The 16,172-nt window shown below is 50.5% G+C and carries 17 protein-coding genes; 1 reads left to right on the top strand and 16 read right to left on the bottom strand.

Annotation, left to right across the window (positions count from 1 at the left end):
• Window positions 1-181: 181 nt before the first annotated feature.
• A complete protein-coding gene (locus ABC831_RS00925; RefSeq protein WP_343246417.1) occupies window positions 182-931 on the bottom strand; it encodes a YwmB family TATA-box binding protein in 750 nt (249 codons plus the stop codon).
• A 363-nt stretch (window positions 932-1,294) separates the two neighbouring features.
• Between ABC831_RS00925 and ABC831_RS00930 the strand changes: the two genes are divergently transcribed.
• Window positions 1,295-3,484 (top strand): sensor domain-containing diguanylate cyclase, encoded by a 2,190-nt coding sequence (locus ABC831_RS00930; protein ID WP_343246418.1) that lies wholly within the window; start codon window positions 1,295-1,297, stop codon window positions 3,482-3,484.
• An 84-nt stretch (window positions 3,485-3,568) separates the two neighbouring features.
• Here the strand turns inward: ABC831_RS00930 and atpC are convergent, their stop codons facing one another.
• The 15 genes from atpC to pilM form a co-directional block, all read right to left on the bottom strand.
• Window positions 3,569-3,985, bottom strand: coding sequence for an ATP synthase F1 subunit epsilon (gene atpC, locus ABC831_RS00935; protein WP_343246419.1), 417 nt, complete (start codon window positions 3,983-3,985; stop codon window positions 3,569-3,571).
• Window positions 3,986-3,989: 4 nt separating this feature from the next.
• Window positions 3,990-5,396: a F0F1 ATP synthase subunit beta gene (atpD, locus tag ABC831_RS00940; RefSeq protein WP_343246420.1), complete on the bottom strand. Its 1,407-nt coding sequence runs from the start codon at window positions 5,394-5,396 to the stop codon at window positions 3,990-3,992.
• A gap of 29 nt (window positions 5,397-5,425) precedes the next feature.
• Complete coding sequence (gene atpG / locus ABC831_RS00945) at window positions 5,426-6,283, bottom strand: ATP synthase F1 subunit gamma (RefSeq protein WP_343246421.1); 858 nt, start codon at window positions 6,281-6,283, stop codon at window positions 5,426-5,428.
• 15 nt (window positions 6,284-6,298) lie between these two features.
• Window positions 6,299-7,807, bottom strand: coding sequence for a F0F1 ATP synthase subunit alpha (gene atpA / locus ABC831_RS00950; protein ID WP_343246422.1), 1,509 nt, complete (start codon window positions 7,805-7,807; stop codon window positions 6,299-6,301).
• A 49-nt stretch (window positions 7,808-7,856) separates the two neighbouring features.
• Entirely contained in the window at window positions 7,857-8,405 is a 549-nt protein-coding gene (gene atpH, locus ABC831_RS00955; RefSeq protein ID WP_343246423.1) for an ATP synthase F1 subunit delta, read from the bottom strand.
• Window positions 8,393-8,908: a F0F1 ATP synthase subunit B gene (atpF, locus tag ABC831_RS00960; protein WP_343246424.1), complete on the bottom strand. Its 516-nt coding sequence runs from the start codon at window positions 8,906-8,908 to the stop codon at window positions 8,393-8,395. The genes atpH and atpF overlap by 13 nt, the downstream gene beginning before the upstream one ends.
• Before the next feature lie 142 nt (window positions 8,909-9,050).
• A complete protein-coding gene (gene atpE / locus ABC831_RS00965; protein ID WP_158350840.1) occupies window positions 9,051-9,305 on the bottom strand; it encodes an ATP synthase F0 subunit C in 255 nt (84 codons plus the stop codon).
• Between the two features lie 26 nt (window positions 9,306-9,331).
• On the bottom strand, window positions 9,332-10,072 hold the full coding sequence (atpB, locus tag ABC831_RS00970; protein ID WP_238726386.1) for a F0F1 ATP synthase subunit A: 741 nt from the start codon (window positions 10,070-10,072) through the stop codon (window positions 9,332-9,334).
• Window positions 10,073-10,516, bottom strand: a complete 444-nt coding sequence (locus ABC831_RS00975; protein ID WP_343246425.1) for a hypothetical protein — start codon at window positions 10,514-10,516, stop codon at window positions 10,073-10,075.
• Window positions 10,513-10,746 (bottom strand): AtpZ/AtpI family protein, encoded by a 234-nt coding sequence (locus tag ABC831_RS00980; protein ID WP_343246426.1) that lies wholly within the window; start codon window positions 10,744-10,746, stop codon window positions 10,513-10,515. Before ABC831_RS00980 ends, ABC831_RS00975 begins: the two co-directional genes overlap by 4 nt.
• 216 nt (window positions 10,747-10,962) lie before the next feature.
• Window positions 10,963-12,015, bottom strand: a complete 1,053-nt coding sequence (locus ABC831_RS00985; RefSeq protein WP_343246427.1) for a type IV pilus twitching motility protein PilT — start codon at window positions 12,013-12,015, stop codon at window positions 10,963-10,965.
• A 74-nt stretch (window positions 12,016-12,089) separates the two neighbouring features.
• Window positions 12,090-13,751: a GspE/PulE family protein gene (locus ABC831_RS00990; RefSeq protein ID WP_343246428.1), complete on the bottom strand. Its 1,662-nt coding sequence runs from the start codon at window positions 13,749-13,751 to the stop codon at window positions 12,090-12,092.
• Window positions 13,752-13,773: 22 nt separating this feature from the next.
• Window positions 13,774-14,535 (bottom strand): hypothetical protein, encoded by a 762-nt coding sequence (locus ABC831_RS00995; protein WP_343246429.1) that lies wholly within the window; start codon window positions 14,533-14,535, stop codon window positions 13,774-13,776.
• Between the two features lie 10 nt (window positions 14,536-14,545).
• Window positions 14,546-15,109 (bottom strand): hypothetical protein, encoded by a 564-nt coding sequence (locus tag ABC831_RS01000; RefSeq protein WP_343246430.1) that lies wholly within the window; start codon window positions 15,107-15,109, stop codon window positions 14,546-14,548.
• Between the two features lie 30 nt (window positions 15,110-15,139).
• Window positions 15,140-16,069 (bottom strand): type IV pilus biogenesis protein PilM, encoded by a 930-nt coding sequence (pilM, locus tag ABC831_RS01005; RefSeq protein ID WP_343246431.1) that lies wholly within the window; start codon window positions 16,067-16,069, stop codon window positions 15,140-15,142.
• Window positions 16,070-16,172: the final 103 nt, after the last annotated feature.

The raw sequence follows: 16,172 nt of genomic DNA on the forward strand, positions 1-16,172 counted from the left end.
TCTTGCTGAATTATTCAAGTATTGTCCTCAGGAATTTGGAAGATGGGCCGGAGAGGGCAGGGGCGGGGGCCATCCGTACTTTGGTGCTCTAAAACTTTTAAGTGGAATTAGAGTACCTAAAACCTAATGTATGAAAAAGGAATGGGGGCCGAATTGTTTCGGCCGTTCCATTCCCATAAACTTAGTAGTCTTCCCGGATTATTGGGGTAGAGAGGTATACATTTGTTACATTCTGAGATTCGTCGTAGTTAAAGGCTATATTCACATTCACCGGTTCTCCGCTTCGCATATCATAATCCTTGATTAACTTGGTGTATGCATAGATGGTGAACAGTTCTTCATCCCGGTGTTCGGAGACTACCTTGCCCTCGATCTGCTCTAACAGCCGGTCCGCCATCGTGTTGCGCTCATTCAGGGGCATCTGACCGGGATGGGTACCGATCAGATTCAGAGATACTTCGGTGTCTATCCGGTAGTCCTCGTAGATTTTATCCAGTATTTCTTTATAGCCCAGGGCGCTGTCCAGATCGTACAGGGTGATATCTGTCAGGAGATATTGTTTGGCGTCGATTACATTCGCATCGTGCTTTTGTTCATTGGTGATAATCTGGATCGTAGTTTCAGCCTGTTTGGCTTTTACATGGAGAACCGTCTTGGCCTGTCCGTCTTCGTAAGTCTCCGTCAGCGTATAGTTTTCATGAATCCCCAGGATATTGGCTATGTCCTGAACCATCGTTTTTCTTCCGCTCAGGCTCAGATAAGTGGTGTTCAGGCGGCCGCTGCCTTCCACTACACTCTTTGTATTCATAAAGTCGGAACTGTGGAAAGCTTCTACTATTTTTCCCTGATCCCGGACTCCGTACAGATTCCATAACTGGACACCGGCCAGGACCCATAGAATCAATACAAGTCCAACTAATACTTTCTTCATTTTAAAGACCTCCTAAGTGGTACTCTTTTTCTTAGTTTTGACATTTTCAGGAGGCCTTATTCATTTACTGGTGACGGGTGGTGTTTTTTTCCAGCAGTCATATTTTTATCATGGAAGCTGCGGATGAGTTTTTCAAAATGTAATATACCCTGTCTGCTGAAACTCATACTCAAACCAGCTATCGCACACCGGGTGTTGTACAAAGGATTGCTATCTTCCATGTAGTTTGGTATACTATCATTATATAGGCATATGAGCAAGGATAAGCTGCATATATCCTGACCAGATGTCCTTTTCCGCAAGTATCGCAGGATGTTTGGTTATGATAGCTGCGGCGTAAAATTATAAAGAAGGTAAAACAACATGGGAAAACAGCACAGCCGTGAATACCAAACGCTGCTGAACAATATCCCCGGAGGCGTTCAGCAGTGTCTCAATGATCGTTTTTTTACTTTGGTGGAAGTCAACCAGGGCTTTTTAGATCTCTTTGGTTTTTCACGGGAGGAGATTACGGAACGATTTCATGACCATTTTATTGAAATGATTCATCCAGCTGACCGACAGGATATTTTGGCCGAAACAGCGGAACAGTTTCGCAGGACTGGGAAATGCTCGTCCAATTACCGGGTTTTGTGCAAGAACGGCAAATTTAAATGGGTATTGGACAACGCTCAGCTGAATCAAAACGAAGAAGGGGAAGAACGGATCTTCTGTATCCTGCTGGATGTCACTGATTCCAGAAATGACCGGGAAGAACTGCGTCTCTCCCTGGAGCGGCATCGGATTATCCTGAACCAGACAACCGATATTATATTCGAGTGGGATATAGGAAACGATACTATTCTCTATTCCGCAAACTGGCAGAAAAAGTTTGGTTATGATCCGAACTGCGATGGGACGAATCGCGATTTGTCCTTTGCCAGACATGTTCATCCTGATGATATCACTGCTCTGAAGAGGCTTATGGCCAATGCCAAAGACGGTGTTTCTCTGTCTGATGCAGAGATCCGTATTCTGAATGCGGAGGGTATGTATATTTGGTGCAGGATTCGATATACCGATCAGTATGACAGCACCGGAAAACCGATCAAGGCAGTGGGAATCATCACCGATATCGACAATGATAAAAAGATGATCGACGACCTGCGGCAGCGGGCGGAACGAGATGCCCTGACCGGCCTTCTTAACCGTGAGGAGAGTGAACGGCAGATCCGTAATTACCTGCGGGATAACCCGGATGAGCCCTGCGCCCTGCTAATGATTGATACCGATAACTTCAAAAAAGTTAACGATACCCAGGGCCATCTGTTTGGGGATGCCGTCCTTTCAGAGCTAGCAGCCGGAATGAAAAAACTGACACGGCAAACGGATGTGGTAGGTAGGATCGGCGGAGACGAATTTATGATTTTTTTAAAGAATATCACTTCCAGGGAGATGGCCGCTGAGAAGGCAGCCTGTTTACTGGAACTGTTCCAGCGTCTGTTTCAGCAGGGCAAACGCCCCATTGAAGTCACCTGCAGCGCGGGTATTGCTATTTATCCGGATGACGGGAAAAATTTCCAATCCCTGTATCACAGCGCCGACCTGGCCCTGTACCAGGCAAAAAAACAGGGAAAAAACCAATATCTGCTGTTTGACAAAGAGCACGGCAGTACCGTCGGGGATACCGGGTATTCTTCCCTGGGAGCAACGATTGATTCCGACCTGGACACATCGGAGGCGCCAAAAGATCTGGTGAACTATGTATTCCAGGTTCTGTACGATACAAGCGATATCGATCATGTGATCCAGCTGATTCTGGAAATCGTAGGAAAGCGGTTTGACGTGAGCCGGGCCTATATTTTCGAAGACTCTGACGACGGCACCTATTGCGATAATACTTATGAATGGTGTAACGATGGGATCGCATCACAAAAGGAGAACCTGCAGCATTTTCCTTATGCGGATGTGGAGGGTTATCGGGACTTATTCAAAGATCATTCCGTATTCTACTGCCGGGACATCCATTCTCTGACCCCTGTGCAGACGGCGTTGTTTGAGAGCCAGGGAATTTGTTCTACGCTCCAATGCGCTATCTTAGAGGGAGATGCTTTCCATGGGTTCGTGGGTTTTGACGAATGTACGGGAATGCGTTTATGGAATAAAGAGGAGATTGCGACACTGACCCTGATTTCCCAGCTTCTGACTACCTTTTTGCTGAAGAAGCGTACTACAAAACATGACAGCGAACTGGCTATACGGCTCAACACGATCCTGGACACCCAGGACGCCTATATCTATGCCATCGAACAGGACACCTGCGAATTATTATATCTCAATCTTAAAACCCGGGAACTGGACCCTAAAGCAAAACCCGGCATGACCTGCTACAAAACGTTTTTTGGCAGGGAGACTCCCTGTAAAACCTGTCCTTTATCCGGCGGAGTAGGGGAAATCTATAATCCGCAGTATGGAGTCTGGACCCGGGCAAAGGCATCCCCCATGAAATGGGGGGAATTGGACGCCTACCTCCTGACATGTTTTGATATTACAGAATACAAGAAAATGCAGTAAACGGCCATAAGAAAGCCCCTGCCGGGATATCAGAACCAACCATCCCGGCAGGGGTTTTCTTACTATCTGAATGCTTTTTCGTTTCTATTTCTGTTTTCCTTCCGCCAGCTCGATCCGCACCAGCGCTTTTCGAAGCGCCATATTCGCCCGGATCATATTCATGCTGGAGTCAGCGGTCTCCAACCGGCGCTGCGCCCGCACACGGGCTTCCTCCGCACGGTTTAAGTCGATCTCATCGGGCCATTCGGCCAGCTCCGCCAGAATCGTCACCTTATCCTGAAGAACTTCGATAAACCCGGAATGCAGGGCCGCTTTTTTCTGTCCCTCTTCCTCGGTAATCGTAACGATGCCCGGGACAACGATCATGGTCATGGGGATATGATTCTTATAGATACCTACGTCCCCCTCACTGGTCGTCAGCTCTACCATCGCCACGTCGCCCTGGTAGAACACCCGGTCGGGAGATATGATCTCTAATCGAAATAATCTATCGTCTGCCATATGGTCACCCCTGTTTCACCTTGGCTAAAACGTCGTCGATGCTTCCGCAGTTCAGGAAATAGCTCTCGGGAATATCGTCGTGCTTGCCCTCCAGAATCTCCTTAAATCCCTGGATCGTCTCCGCTATGGGAACATAGCGTCCTTCCAGGCCGGTAAACTGTACAGCCACATGGAACGGCTGGGACAGGAATCTTTGCACCTTTCTGGCTCTGGATACGACCAGCTTCTCCTCTTCGGACAGCTCATCCATACCCAGGATCGCGATGATATCCTGCAATTCCTTATAGCGCTGCAGGATCTCCTGCACACCGCGGGCCACCTGATAGTGCTCCTCCCCGACGATTCTGGGATCCAGAATACGGGAAGTGGACTCCAACGGATCTACCGCGGGATAGATACCCAATTCCACGATGGAACGGGACAGTACCGTGGTCGCGTCCAGATGGGCGAAGGTCGTGGCCGGAGCCGGGTCCGTCAGGTCATCAGCCGGCACATAGACTGCCTGCACGGAAGTGATGGAGCCATTCTTCGTGGATGTGATCCGCTCCTGTAACGCACCCATCTCCGTCTGCAGCGTGGGCTGATAGCCTACCGCCGAGGGCATACGCCCTAACAGCGCGGATACCTCAGAGCCCGCCTGGGTAAATCGGAAAATATTATCGATAAACAGCAGTACATCCTTTCCGCCCTGATCGCGGAAATATTCTGCCATGGTAAGACCGGTAAGTCCCACCCTCATTCTGGCGCCCGGCGGCTCGTTCATCTGGCCGAACACCATGGTGGTTTTATTGATTACCCCGGATTCCTGCATTTCGTAATACAGGTCATTTCCCTCTCTGGTACGCTCGCCTACGCCGGTAAATACGGAATAGCCGCCGTGCTCGGTAGCCACGTTTCGGATCAGCTCCTGGATCAGCACGGTTTTCCCAACACCGGCGCCGCCGAACAGCCCGGTCTTTCCACCCTTCTGGTAAGGGCAGAGGAGATCCACGACCTTAATTCCGGTCTCCAGCATCTCTGTGGATGTCGCCTGCTCTTCAAAGTCAGGCGCCGGCCTGTGGATCGGTAAGTATTCCACATCCGAGGGGGCCGGCTTCTCATCGATCGGCTCACCCAGCACATTGAACAGCCGTCCCAGCGTCCGCTCGCCGACCGGTACCATAATAGGGGAGCCGGTGGCCGCGGCGTCCATGCCCCGGACCAGTCCGTCCGTAGGGCCCATGGAGATGCAGCGCACCGTATCGTCACCCAGATGCTGAGATACTTCCACGACCAGCTTTTCGCCGTTCGTATTGACAATATGGATTGCCTCATTAATTTCAGGAAGCTGTCCCTCACTGAACTTAATGTCAAGTACCGCACCGATGATCTGAGTGATTTTTCCGATATTTCCTCTATTGTTATCTGCCATCTTATTCACTCCTTTCACGGCTGCCGGCATCAGCTGATCGCCTCCGCACCCGCGATTATTTCGGTTATTTCCTGTGTAATGGAACCCTGACGGGCACGGTTATACAACAAGGATAAATGTTCTATCATTTCTTCAGCATTGCTCGTAGCGGCGTCCATGGCCTGCATTCTGGCCCCGTTTTCACTGGCCAGCGCTTCCAGCAGCGCGCCGTACAAAAGACTGGTCACATATTTCGGTATGATCATGTTCAGGGCTGTCTCTTCTTCCGGCTCATAATTCATGGGAGCCGAAGAACCGGTATCCTCTTCCTTCACATCCCCGATCTCGATGGGCAGAAGCTTCATCATCCGAGGCTCGTGGACCACCGTATTCTTGAACCAGGTATAGGCCAGGTAAATCTCCCCGACTTCCCCGGCTGCAAAGGATTCCAGCACCTTTTTCCCGATATCCATGGCATCCCGGTAGATGGGTTCATTGATCACATCGGAGTAGTCCTCCCGGACCAGATAGCCCTTACCGGCCAGATATTCCCGGCCTTTGTTTCCGATGGTGTAGAGCTCCACATCTTCTTTCGGAAATCCCGACCCGGTCACCAGCTTGGCGACGTTCATGTTATAACCGCCGGCCAGGCCACGGTTGGAAGTGATCACGATGACTGCCTTTTTCGAAGACTCCCCGCCTTTCAGATAGGGATGGTCGATGTTCCCCGAGCGGGCCAGCATGGAGGTCACCGTCCGGTACATGCTCTCGAAATATGCTTTGGTATTCTCCGCCTTGCCCCTGGCTTTCTGCAGCTTGACGGTGGATACCAGCTTCATGGCTTTGGTAATCTGCTGAGTACTCTGTATACTGCCTTTCCGGCGTTTGATATCCCTCATAGAGGCCATCTGTTTTCACCTCGCTTATTTACCAAAGTTCGCTTTAAACTCCTGAATTGCTTTTTCCAGCTGCTGCTGGGTTTCCTCCGACATCTGCTTATCCGTCCGGATCTGTTCGGGTATTTCCGGATATTTCGTATCGATAAATTCAAATAATCCCTTTTCGAAATCCTGAATGCTGTCTACCGGAATATCCAGCAGATATTTATGGACCGCCGCGAAGATAATGATGACCTGGTATTCCACGGCCATAGGTTTATACTGCGGCTGTTTTAAGATTTCTTTTAACCGTTCGCCCTGGGCTAACTTCTCCCTGGTATCATCATCCAACTCGGAGCCAAACTGGGAGAACGCCGCCAGCTCACGGTACTGGGCCAGATCCACACGGATCGGCGCCGCGATCTTTTTCATTGCCTTGATCTGAGCTGCACCGCCCACCCGGGATACGGACAGACCGGCATTGACTGCAGGGCGGAAGCCTGCGTTGAACATCTCTGTCTCCAGATAAATCTGGCCATCGGTAATCGAGATCACGTTGGTAGGAATATAAGCGGATACGTCGCCTGCCTGTGTCTCGATGATCGGAAGCGCGGTCAGGGACCCGCCGCCTAATTCGTCGGACAGCTTCGCCGCACGCTCCAGAAGCCTGGAATGCAGATAGAATACATCCCCGGGATATGCCTCACGTCCAGGCGGACGCCGAAGCAGTAAGGATAGGGTACGGTATGCGGTCGCATGCTTGGACAAATCGTCATAAACGATCAGCACATCCTCCCCGTTTTCCATCCACTCTTCACCGATCGCACATCCGGAATATGGCGCAATATATTGAAGCGGCGCCAGTTCACTGGCCGTAGACGCTACCACGGTAGTGTAATCCATGGCTCCGTATTCTTCCAGTGTTTTCACAATCGTAGCCAAAGTCGAGGCCTTCTGGCCGATGGCCACATAGATACATTTTACTCCCTGCCCCTTCTGGTTGATAATGGTATCGATAGCGATGGCCGTCTTACCTGTCTGGCGGTCACCGATAATGAGCTCACGCTGGCCTCTTCCGATGGGTACCATGGAGTCGATCGCCTTGATTCCTGTCTGAAGCGGCGTGTCTACGGACTTTCTGGAGATAACGCCGGATGCCACCCGCTCGATTCTGCGGTATTTGTCGGTCTGGACTGGTCCCTTTCCATCGATGGGATGTCCCAGGGAATTGACCACCCGGCCGATCATCGCGTCGCCTACCGGCACCTCTACCACCCGGCCGGTAGTTTTCACGGTATCACCCTCACTGATGTTGCTCGTATCACCCAGTAATACGACTCCCACATTATCTTCTTCCAGGTTCAACACCATACCGTACACGTCCCCCGGGAATTCCAGCAATTCCCCCTGCATGGCGCTCTCCAGGCCATGGACACGGGCGATTCCGTCTGCTACCTGTATGACGGTTCCCACATTGGAGACGTTAAGCTGTGTGGAATATCTTTTAATTTCTTCCTTTATAACCGAACTTATTTCCTCTGGTTTAAGATTCATGGAGTGTTTTCACCCTCTTTACTTGTTATTTGTATACCATTTCTGTTGTTCAGGCAAGCTGCAGCTTCATCAGGTCCCTTGACAGATCCATGAGTTTCGAGCGGACACTGCTGTCCACTACCCGGTCTCCTACACGGATTATCATGCCGCCGATCAAAGCCGCGTCCACACAAAAGTGCATCTCAAAGGTCAGATAACCGGTCGTGGTAAGCAATTTCGCCTCCACCGCTTTCTTTTGGGCCTGGCTCAATTCTACCGCCGTGGTCACGTAGGCGATACCGATTTTCTTATATTCCTTCACTTCCGCCAGAAAATATTCGATGGTGGGAATCACTTCCGCATAATGGTCTTTTTTCAGCAGAAGGAGCAGGAAGCCTACCATGTCATCGCTGACCCTGCCTTTGAATATGCTCTCTAATATTTTATTTTTCTCTTCTTTGACAATCTTGGGATGGTCCATCAGCTTCGAAAGCCCCGCCTCTGACTTTAAGACCTGAAGCACCGCTTCCGCCTCCTCATTCAGTTGGTCCACTTTCGATTCCTCCACGGCCAGCTCAAAGAGCGCATTCCCATAGGTCGCCGCCGCTAGCTTAGCCATGTCTCATCACCCATCTCATTCAACGTTTCCTCAATCAGAAGATTCTGCGCCTTCTCATCGATGGAAGCCGCCACCACTTTTCCAGCCATAAGGGTGGCGATCTGAATCATTTCCTTTTTCATTTCATCCCGCGCGCGCTTCTTCTCCAGCTCGATCTCGCCATTGGCCCGCGCTATGATTCTGGCCGCTTCTTCCTTGGCCTCATCTATAATTTTTGACTCGCTTTGCATTGCTTTCTTTCTGGCTGCGCTTAAGATCTCCTCCACTTCCCTGTCCGCGTCACGCAGTTTCGATTCGTACTCCGCTTTATAGCCAAGCGCGTCGGATTTTTCTTTGGATGCGGTGTCCAGATCGCTCTGAATCCGGTCCTGGCGCTTCTTCAGCACATCCCGGACAGTATCGAAGAACAGATAGGACGCCAGTGTAAACAATACAAACACGGAGATAGCTGTCAGCAGGGTATCCGCGATCAGCTGCATATCAAGCCCAAATAATCGTTCCAAGGTTCGACCTCCTTTCCTTAATTTGTCCTGTATTTCAGGACATACAGGTATACCCGAAGGGTGTTTCCTTAATTTGTCCGTTTTTCAGGACATACAGGTATACCCGAAGGGTGTTCCCTCTCATAATTTTGTCCGATCCTTCTCAGGTCAAAGGCTGTACGAACAATAACAGGAAGGCGATCAACAATCCATAGAGACCGGTAGTCTCGGCTACGGCCTGTCCCAAAAGCATGGTAGAGGTAATATCCCCTTTCGCACCCGGGTTTCTTCCAACTGCCGCTGCCGCCGCGCCGGCTGCATAACCCTGGCCTACACCAGGCCCGATACCTGCGATAACTGCAAGACCCGCACCGATTGCGGAACAAGCTAAAATTAAATCCTGACCTGTAATATTCATAGTAAATTCCTCCTTAAACTCTTTTCTTATTCGTCTGATAATTTGTCATTGACATAAACCATGGTCAGCATACAGAATACGTATGTCTGAATCGCGCCTGCGAACAAATCAAAATAAATATGCAGGAATGCGGGGATACCGACCTTTACAAAAATCGGCAGTAAACCGTAAACCAACGCCATCATAACGGTCCCAGACAGGATGTTGCTGAACAAACGCAGGGACATGGAAATCGGCACCGCCACTTCCCCGATCAGGTTAATCGGCAGAAATAACGGAATCGGCTCCAGCAGGCTGGTAAAGGCTCCGCTCCGGTTGTGCTTGATATCATTATAATGAATCATCACAAATGTAATAAGCGCCAGAGGAAGCGTAACTCCGTAATCTGCCGTGGGCGGCCGGATACCGAATAATCCCGAAATGTTACTGATCAGGATAAAGATAAAAATGGTCCCGATGTAATTGGCAAATTTCTTTGCATTCTTGCCCATATTGGCGCTGACCAGTCCGTCCACCATCTCCACAATCAGCTCAACCGCGTTCTGGAATCCGCCCGGTACCTCATTCGGATCTTTTTTCTTCATCTTCCTGTGTACCACGATAAAGAAAATAATCAGCAGCAACATGACAATCAGAATACTGACATGAGTGGTGGTAATCCACAGATCCTGTCCGAACAGCCGGTATTTCAGCAAGCCGTGGACCATGAAGTCCACATTCTCCGAGGACGTCGCCAACAGATGGCTGACCGCCATCATATGTGCCATCTACTCACCTTCTTTCATTATTAATTTATTACCCCTCTCGCCCTGATCCCCTTCAGAGCCCGCCTCTTTTAAAAAAGGCAGTTTATCAACAAACGGCTGCAAATAAGCCGCTGCTTTCAAACCCATCACTCCCAGGAAACAGGACCATACGCTTCCCAGGTGAAAATATACCGTAACGCCGAAAATCAGCACGACGAATGCCGTACGGATCATGTAGGTCTTTCGTATGTGATTCTGCGCCCCGGCCTCTCCCAGATCCAGCGCCCGGTTCAGCGCCTTCTCCATATGAAAAGCCATGGCTCCCGCCGTCAGAAGCCCGATCAGCAGCCCAAAGGCATACTGCGGTTTATCCTTGGCAATCAGCAGGCCGATCCCCATCACCACAATTCCGTATACCAGTATTCCGATAAAAAGTTCTTTTAACACAAGGCTCAAACGCTTCATTTCTTCTTAGCCCCTTTGTCATCGTCATACACACTCTTCGCCATGATATAGACATTCCTAAAACCCGCCAGCGCTCCCAGGAAAAAAAGCGGAATCTCCGCCGGAATCCCAAAGGTGCGGTGAATCCATATTCCTAAAAAGCCGCATAAAAAAATAGGGACAAGCATGTTAATGGTAAACTGCGTAATCATGGCAAATGCTTTCCATACGCTTCGTTTGCTCTTCTTCACATGCTTACTCCTTTCCTCATTTTAAGAAATAGACATTCTGTACATAATTATAACATCTTTTCCAGTTTTGTCTATATTGTTAAAAAATAGATTTTCATAGATTCTAAATTTCGTTAATATTGCGTAATCTTTTCGTAAAATTTTGGAAAAACCAAAAGGACTCCCTTCTCTTCTCAAGAAGTTTGTCCTTTTATCTGGAATATTATTCCTAACTGATTATCCGAAATACTGGTTCAGGTCTTTTCGGTCATTGGAATACTGCACAGCCACATCCCGGCGTATCTTACCCAGATTCACCAAACGCACCAGATCGCCGTTCAGTGTGTGCATTCCCAGCGCCGCGCCGGACTGCATCACCGAGCTCATCTGATGTCCTTTTCCCTCACGGATCAGGTTCAGCGCCGCGTCGGTGCCGACCAGGATCTCCGTGGCCGCGCATCTTCCCTGGCCGTCCGCCGTGGGAAGCAGGCACTGGGTAATCACCCCCTGAAGGATGCTGGCCAGCTGGGTCCGGATCTGATTCTGGCCCTCCGGCGGACAGACATCGATAATACGGTCAATGGTCTGGGCCGCCCCGGTGGTGTGCAGGGTGGACATGACCAGATGGCCGGTCTCTGCGGCCGTGACGGCGGCGGATATCGTCTCATAGTCCCGCATCTCACCGACCAGGATCACGTCTGGGTCCTCACGAAGCGCAGAGCGCAGAGCCGAGGCGAAACTTCCGGTATCCCTGCCCACTTCCCGCTGATGGATTACGGACAAATTCTGTTTGTAGACATATTCAATCGGGTCCTCGATGGTCAGGATATGATCGGACCGGCTGTTATTGATATAGTCGATCATGGCGGCCAGCGTAGTGGATTTACCGCTGCCGGTGGGGCCTGTGACCAGGATCAGCCCTCTGGGCTGGGAAGCCATCTCGCGCAGCACCGGTGGCAGCCCCAGTTCCTCAAGCGTGGGGATCGTGCTGTTCAGCAGACGGATCGTGGCCGCCAGCTTCCCCTGCTGCCGGAACACATTGATACGCTGCCTGTGGCCATCAAAAGTCTGGACCGCGAAGTCCAGATCCTCCCCGGCCTCCAGCTGGGATCGCATGGGATCAGGAACCATCGAGAGAATGGCTTCCCTGGTCTCATCATCGGTTAACTGAAAGGGCGCCTGCTGAAGCTTTCCATGAATTCTGACGGCCATGGGAAGCCCTTCTGATATATGCACATCTGAACACTTCAGATCCCGTGCAGTCATTATAATCTGCTCTATCCCCGGCATTCCAATACCTCCTGAAGTTTTACTTTTTGCTATAGCTTTACTATATTTGATCTGTTTCTCTATGGGCGATTCCCTTAAGAGTAATAAGCGACCTTAAGAAGTTCATCCACCGTAGTGATTCCCAGTTTTACACGCTCCACAGCGCTTTCTTTCAGTGTCTTCATTCCCTGTTCCCTTACCGCATATTCCGTTATTTCCTCCATAGAAGTATGGTTGGTAATCATTTTCCTGATCTGATCGTCGATCAGTACCATTTCATGAATGGCGGTACGGCCGCGGTATCCTGTGTTATTGCACATGTTGCACCCCTTCGCCCGGCGGACTCTGGGTACAAAAGGGCCTAATAATTCCGCTTCTTCTGCAGTCGGATCTTCCTCCGCGGAACAGTACGGACAGACCTTCCGCATCAGACGCTGGGCGACCACGCCCATCAGCGAACTGGATATCATATAGGGTTCCAGTCCCATATCCAGCAGACGCACGATGGAGGACACCGCATTGTTCGTATGAAGGGTGGAGAGCACCAGATGGCCCGTGATGGCCGCCCGGATGGAGATATTCGCCGTCTCGGAATCACGGGTCTCACCGACCATAATGATATCAGGGTCCTGACGCAGGAGGGCCCGCAGTCCCACATCAAAGGTAAGTCCCGCCGTATTGTTCACCTGCATCTGATTGACTTTGGCCAGGTTCTTTTCCACCGGATCTTCGATGGTGGACAGATTCACCTGCCTTCTGGACAGATACTCCAGGATCATGTATAGCGTGGTCGTTTTACCAGATCCGGTAGGGCCGGTCAGGTAAATGATTCCATTGGGAGAGCGCAGCAGCCGCTGGAACTTCTTATAATTGGCCTCATCCATACCGAACTGGTCGGAGTAGTCGATGGCCGAGTTATTGGACAGCAGACGCAGCACCGCCTTTTCCCCGAATACGGTAGGGATGACGGACACACGGATATTGATATATTCTTCATTCACCTTTGTTCGGAAATGACCGTCCTGGGGCACCCGCTTTTCGGCGATATCCATGTCCGCCAGGATTTTAATACGGGCGATCAGGGACGGATGCAGGGATCTCTGGAGTGTGACATAATCGATGATAGTACCGTCTATTCTCATCCGGATCAGGGTCTTATCCTCGAAGGGTTCTATATGGATATCGCTGGCGTTGGTATTATATGCTCTCTGGAGCAGGCTGCTTAACAGCTGTATGATCGGCGCGTCGTCGTCTTCCTGCGCCACCTCCAGTTCCTCGATCTGAGGCTCACTGCTCTGGTTCGCATTTTGGGCTGCCTGCCTGGCGTCCACCTCTGAATAATAATAATCGATGGCTTTATTCAGCGGAGCCAGCTCGCAGAGCAGGACTTCCACGTTTTTTCCGGTCAGCTGGCGGATGTCTTCCAGCCCATAATAGTTGAGCGGATCATTGGTCACCAGATACAGCGTCTGCCCCTCGGTCTTTACCGCCAGCATATGGTATTTCATGGCCAGAGGACGGGGGACCAGGGCCACCGCATCAGCTTCCACCGGGTATTCGGATATATTGACGGTCTTTAAGTTCAGCCGTTTCCCCAGGGCTTCCAGTGTCTGACGCTCCGTAACGAAGCCCAGCTCCAGAAGGACCTCTCCCAGTCGTCCCCGGTGCTCCTTTTGGTAGGCCAGGGCCTGCTGAAGCTGTTCTTCCGTAATATAACCAGATTCTTTTAATACTTCACCAATCGGAATATTTTTCACGATATTTTCCCTCTTACCTTCTCTATTTGTAGCACATGTATAATTCCATGGTTATGGTCAGTGTGGACATTCCCGCGTTCTCCCCGGTTTCATAAGCGCCTGCTTCACTTGCGAAGTTATATCCGGTGATTCGGATCGAAGGCTCCTCATTTATGATATAATCCAACAGGCTCTGCAGCTTCTCCCGGGAGCCGACTGCTTTCACGGATACATCAGAAGTGTAGATCTCCATGGCGGTTCCGGTATTCAAAGAAGAGGAACCGTCCGCGGCGGCAGCTCCCTGTGCGGAAGCATCGTCCCCGGAGGAAGTCCCGTCCAGCTCACTTTCCGCATTGGCCGAAGTTCCCTGGCTGATTATCTCTTCCGCCTGTCCCTGGGCTGAGGTCATGGCTTTTAATCCCATAGCCGACAGGCTGTAGGGCACGAACTGCCGCATCTGGGGATCTACGGAAATGATAAAATCTTTGGCTTCCAGACCGTAATCCAGGATCAGGTTCGTGATCATCTTATCCACTGCCTGATTCTCCATTACAGGATATAGATCGGCTATCAGCTGATCCCTCTGCTTTTGTTTCTCTTCCAGTTCGTTCGTGTACTGGGGGATCATGGCGATGGAAGCATCCATTCTGTCCCTTGTGCTCTGTGCTTCTTCCAGATTCGTACTTAATTCATCCGCTCTGTTCCAGGAAGGGATGATCAGAAGTGCGGTAAATCCGGTTATAATGAGAAATATGGCCAGGAAATACAGCAGCACTTTATCCCGTTTCGTTAACTTCGTTGTCATATTCTTCCCCTCACTTTCCGGCCATTTCATTCAGATAGCAGCTCACATTGATGAGGTAATTCTGGGTCTCGTTGACGAAGACATAACCGGAATATTCGACTTTGGCGAACAGCTCCGATTCCTCCAGTCTGTCAATAAAATGGTTGATCGTGGTTACGTCAACCGCTTCCGCCGTAAAATTAAAACTGCCGGTGGGGGCCTGATAGCTCTGAATATCGATGGTTACCTGCCCTTCCCCGCACTCCTTGATCGCGTTCGTCACCGAACTATTCGGAAGCGGATACGAGTCAATGGCCTGAAGCGCATATTCGTCCTGGTCCACATAGCTGCTGATCACGGATATCTGTCCGGCCAGATCCTGGGACTGGGTATAAGCCCCGACTACAGCAGGATCTGTAATATAATCGTTCACCTCATCCAGCTGGGACTGAAGGCCCATATTTCTGACAACCAGAACCGTGCTGGCCACGACACACACGATCAGCGTGACCGCGATCGGAATCGCTTTCAGCCAGACCTTTTTCCCATTGCCCGCAGTCTTTGGTTTCTTTTTATATTGTACGTAAAAGTTCATATCTTTTCCTGCTGCACTCATCCTTCCACCTCACCTCACCACAAAATTTCCGGCCGCGTAGATACAGTCACGCAGAGCCGCCGCGCCGTTCTGGCCGTCTGGTCCCGCAGGATCGTGGGCGGCAGGCGGCATAGCCACAGCTGGGGTGTCCGGGAACAGGGCCGTCTGAAGATTTGCATTCAGAGAACGGATACTGTCCACACACAGCATTTCATTTTCCTTGGAAAATCCACCTAAAAATACATCCGTAATCGCGTACTCACTGCGTTCAGAAGCGTGGAACTGAAGAATACCGCTTACATTCCTGGCGATATCCAGCGCAAAGCCTTCGGTTCCATGTTCCTGGAACAGTCTGGAACGGCTGGAATACTTGTATTCTCCGTTTACGATCAATGTATTAACCAGATTATCCCCATCCAAAAGCTCCAGGATACAGGTTCTTCCGCGCAGCGCCGGATGGATATCCAAAATTTTTAACTCCGCAGCCAGAGCCACATTGACACTGGAGATACTGATTTTTAACTTTTCAAACAGCTGCACGTAGCTGCCGATAAAGTCCCGTTCTGCAGCCGCGGCCAGTATCTTAAGCATCCTGCCCTTGGAATCTTTGTTCAGGATCATATAGTCGAACAGGAGCTTTTCCCGGTCGCCCAGATCGGAAAATTCCCGTTTTACCAGCTCCTGCAGCTTGTTCCCCTTCACCGCGGGCAGGGTCAGGATCTTCGTGACGAACTTGGTGCTGTCGATAACCAGTCCCACATTGGTCCTGGGAAGGCGGTATTGGCTCCAGAGCCGGCCCAGGCATTCGGCCAGTTCGGCTTCACTGGTTATGACGCCGTTGATCAGACTGCCCTCCGGCGCCTTGGCCTGAAACACATTTTTCACGGATACCTTGGAGCGGCCGCCGGAGCCGGTCAGGATCTGTATATTTTGATTTGATAAATAGATGGACGTATTCACGTTTTATTTCCTCCTGTCTGGTACAGCGTTATCTAAGTTTCGCTAAACAGAGTATCCCATATCCGTATCATAAGCGTGATTGCGAATCGACGGCATAGCTGCT

Origin of the sequence: Diplocloster hominis (assembly GCF_032380655.1) — a bacterium.
GTDB classification, from domain to species: Bacteria; Bacillota; Clostridia; order Lachnospirales; family Lachnospiraceae; genus Diplocloster; species Diplocloster hominis.

What these genes read in the sequence shown, in the direction of transcription:
- ABC831_RS00925 (WP_343246417.1), bottom strand. Translation starts at nt 931, where the DNA reads ATGAAGAAAGTATTAGTTGGACTTGTATTGATTCTATGGGTCCTGGCC.
- ABC831_RS00930 (WP_343246418.1), top strand. Translation starts at nt 1,295, where the DNA reads ATGGGAAAACAGCACAGCCGTGAATACCAAACGCTGCTGAACAATATC.
- atpC (WP_343246419.1), bottom strand. Translation starts at nt 3,985, where the DNA reads ATGGCAGACGATAGATTATTTCGATTAGAGATCATATCTCCCGACCGG.
- atpD (WP_343246420.1), bottom strand. Translation starts at nt 5,396, where the DNA reads ATGGCAGATAACAATAGAGGAAATATCGGAAAAATCACTCAGATCATC.
- atpG (WP_343246421.1), bottom strand. Translation starts at nt 6,283, where the DNA reads ATGGCCTCTATGAGGGATATCAAACGCCGGAAAGGCAGTATACAGAGT.
- atpA (WP_343246422.1), bottom strand. Translation starts at nt 7,807, where the DNA reads ATGAATCTTAAACCAGAGGAAATAAGTTCGGTTATAAAGGAAGAAATT.
- atpH (WP_343246423.1), bottom strand. Translation starts at nt 8,405, where the DNA reads ATGGCTAAGCTAGCGGCGGCGACCTATGGGAATGCGCTCTTTGAGCTG.
- atpE (WP_158350840.1), bottom strand. Translation starts at nt 9,305, where the DNA reads ATGAATATTACAGGTCAGGATTTAATTTTAGCTTGTTCCGCAATCGGT.
- atpB (WP_238726386.1), bottom strand. Translation starts at nt 10,072, where the DNA reads ATGGCACATATGATGGCGGTCAGCCATCTGTTGGCGACGTCCTCGGAG.
- ABC831_RS00975 (WP_343246425.1), bottom strand. Translation starts at nt 10,516, where the DNA reads ATGAAGCGTTTGAGCCTTGTGTTAAAAGAACTTTTTATCGGAATACTG.
- ABC831_RS00985 (WP_343246427.1), bottom strand. Translation starts at nt 12,015, where the DNA reads ATGCCGGGGATAGAGCAGATTATAATGACTGCACGGGATCTGAAGTGT.
- ABC831_RS00995 (WP_343246429.1), bottom strand. Translation starts at nt 14,535, where the DNA reads ATGACAACGAAGTTAACGAAACGGGATAAAGTGCTGCTGTATTTCCTG.
- ABC831_RS01000 (WP_343246430.1), bottom strand. Translation starts at nt 15,109, where the DNA reads ATGAACTTTTACGTACAATATAAAAAGAAACCAAAGACTGCGGGCAAT.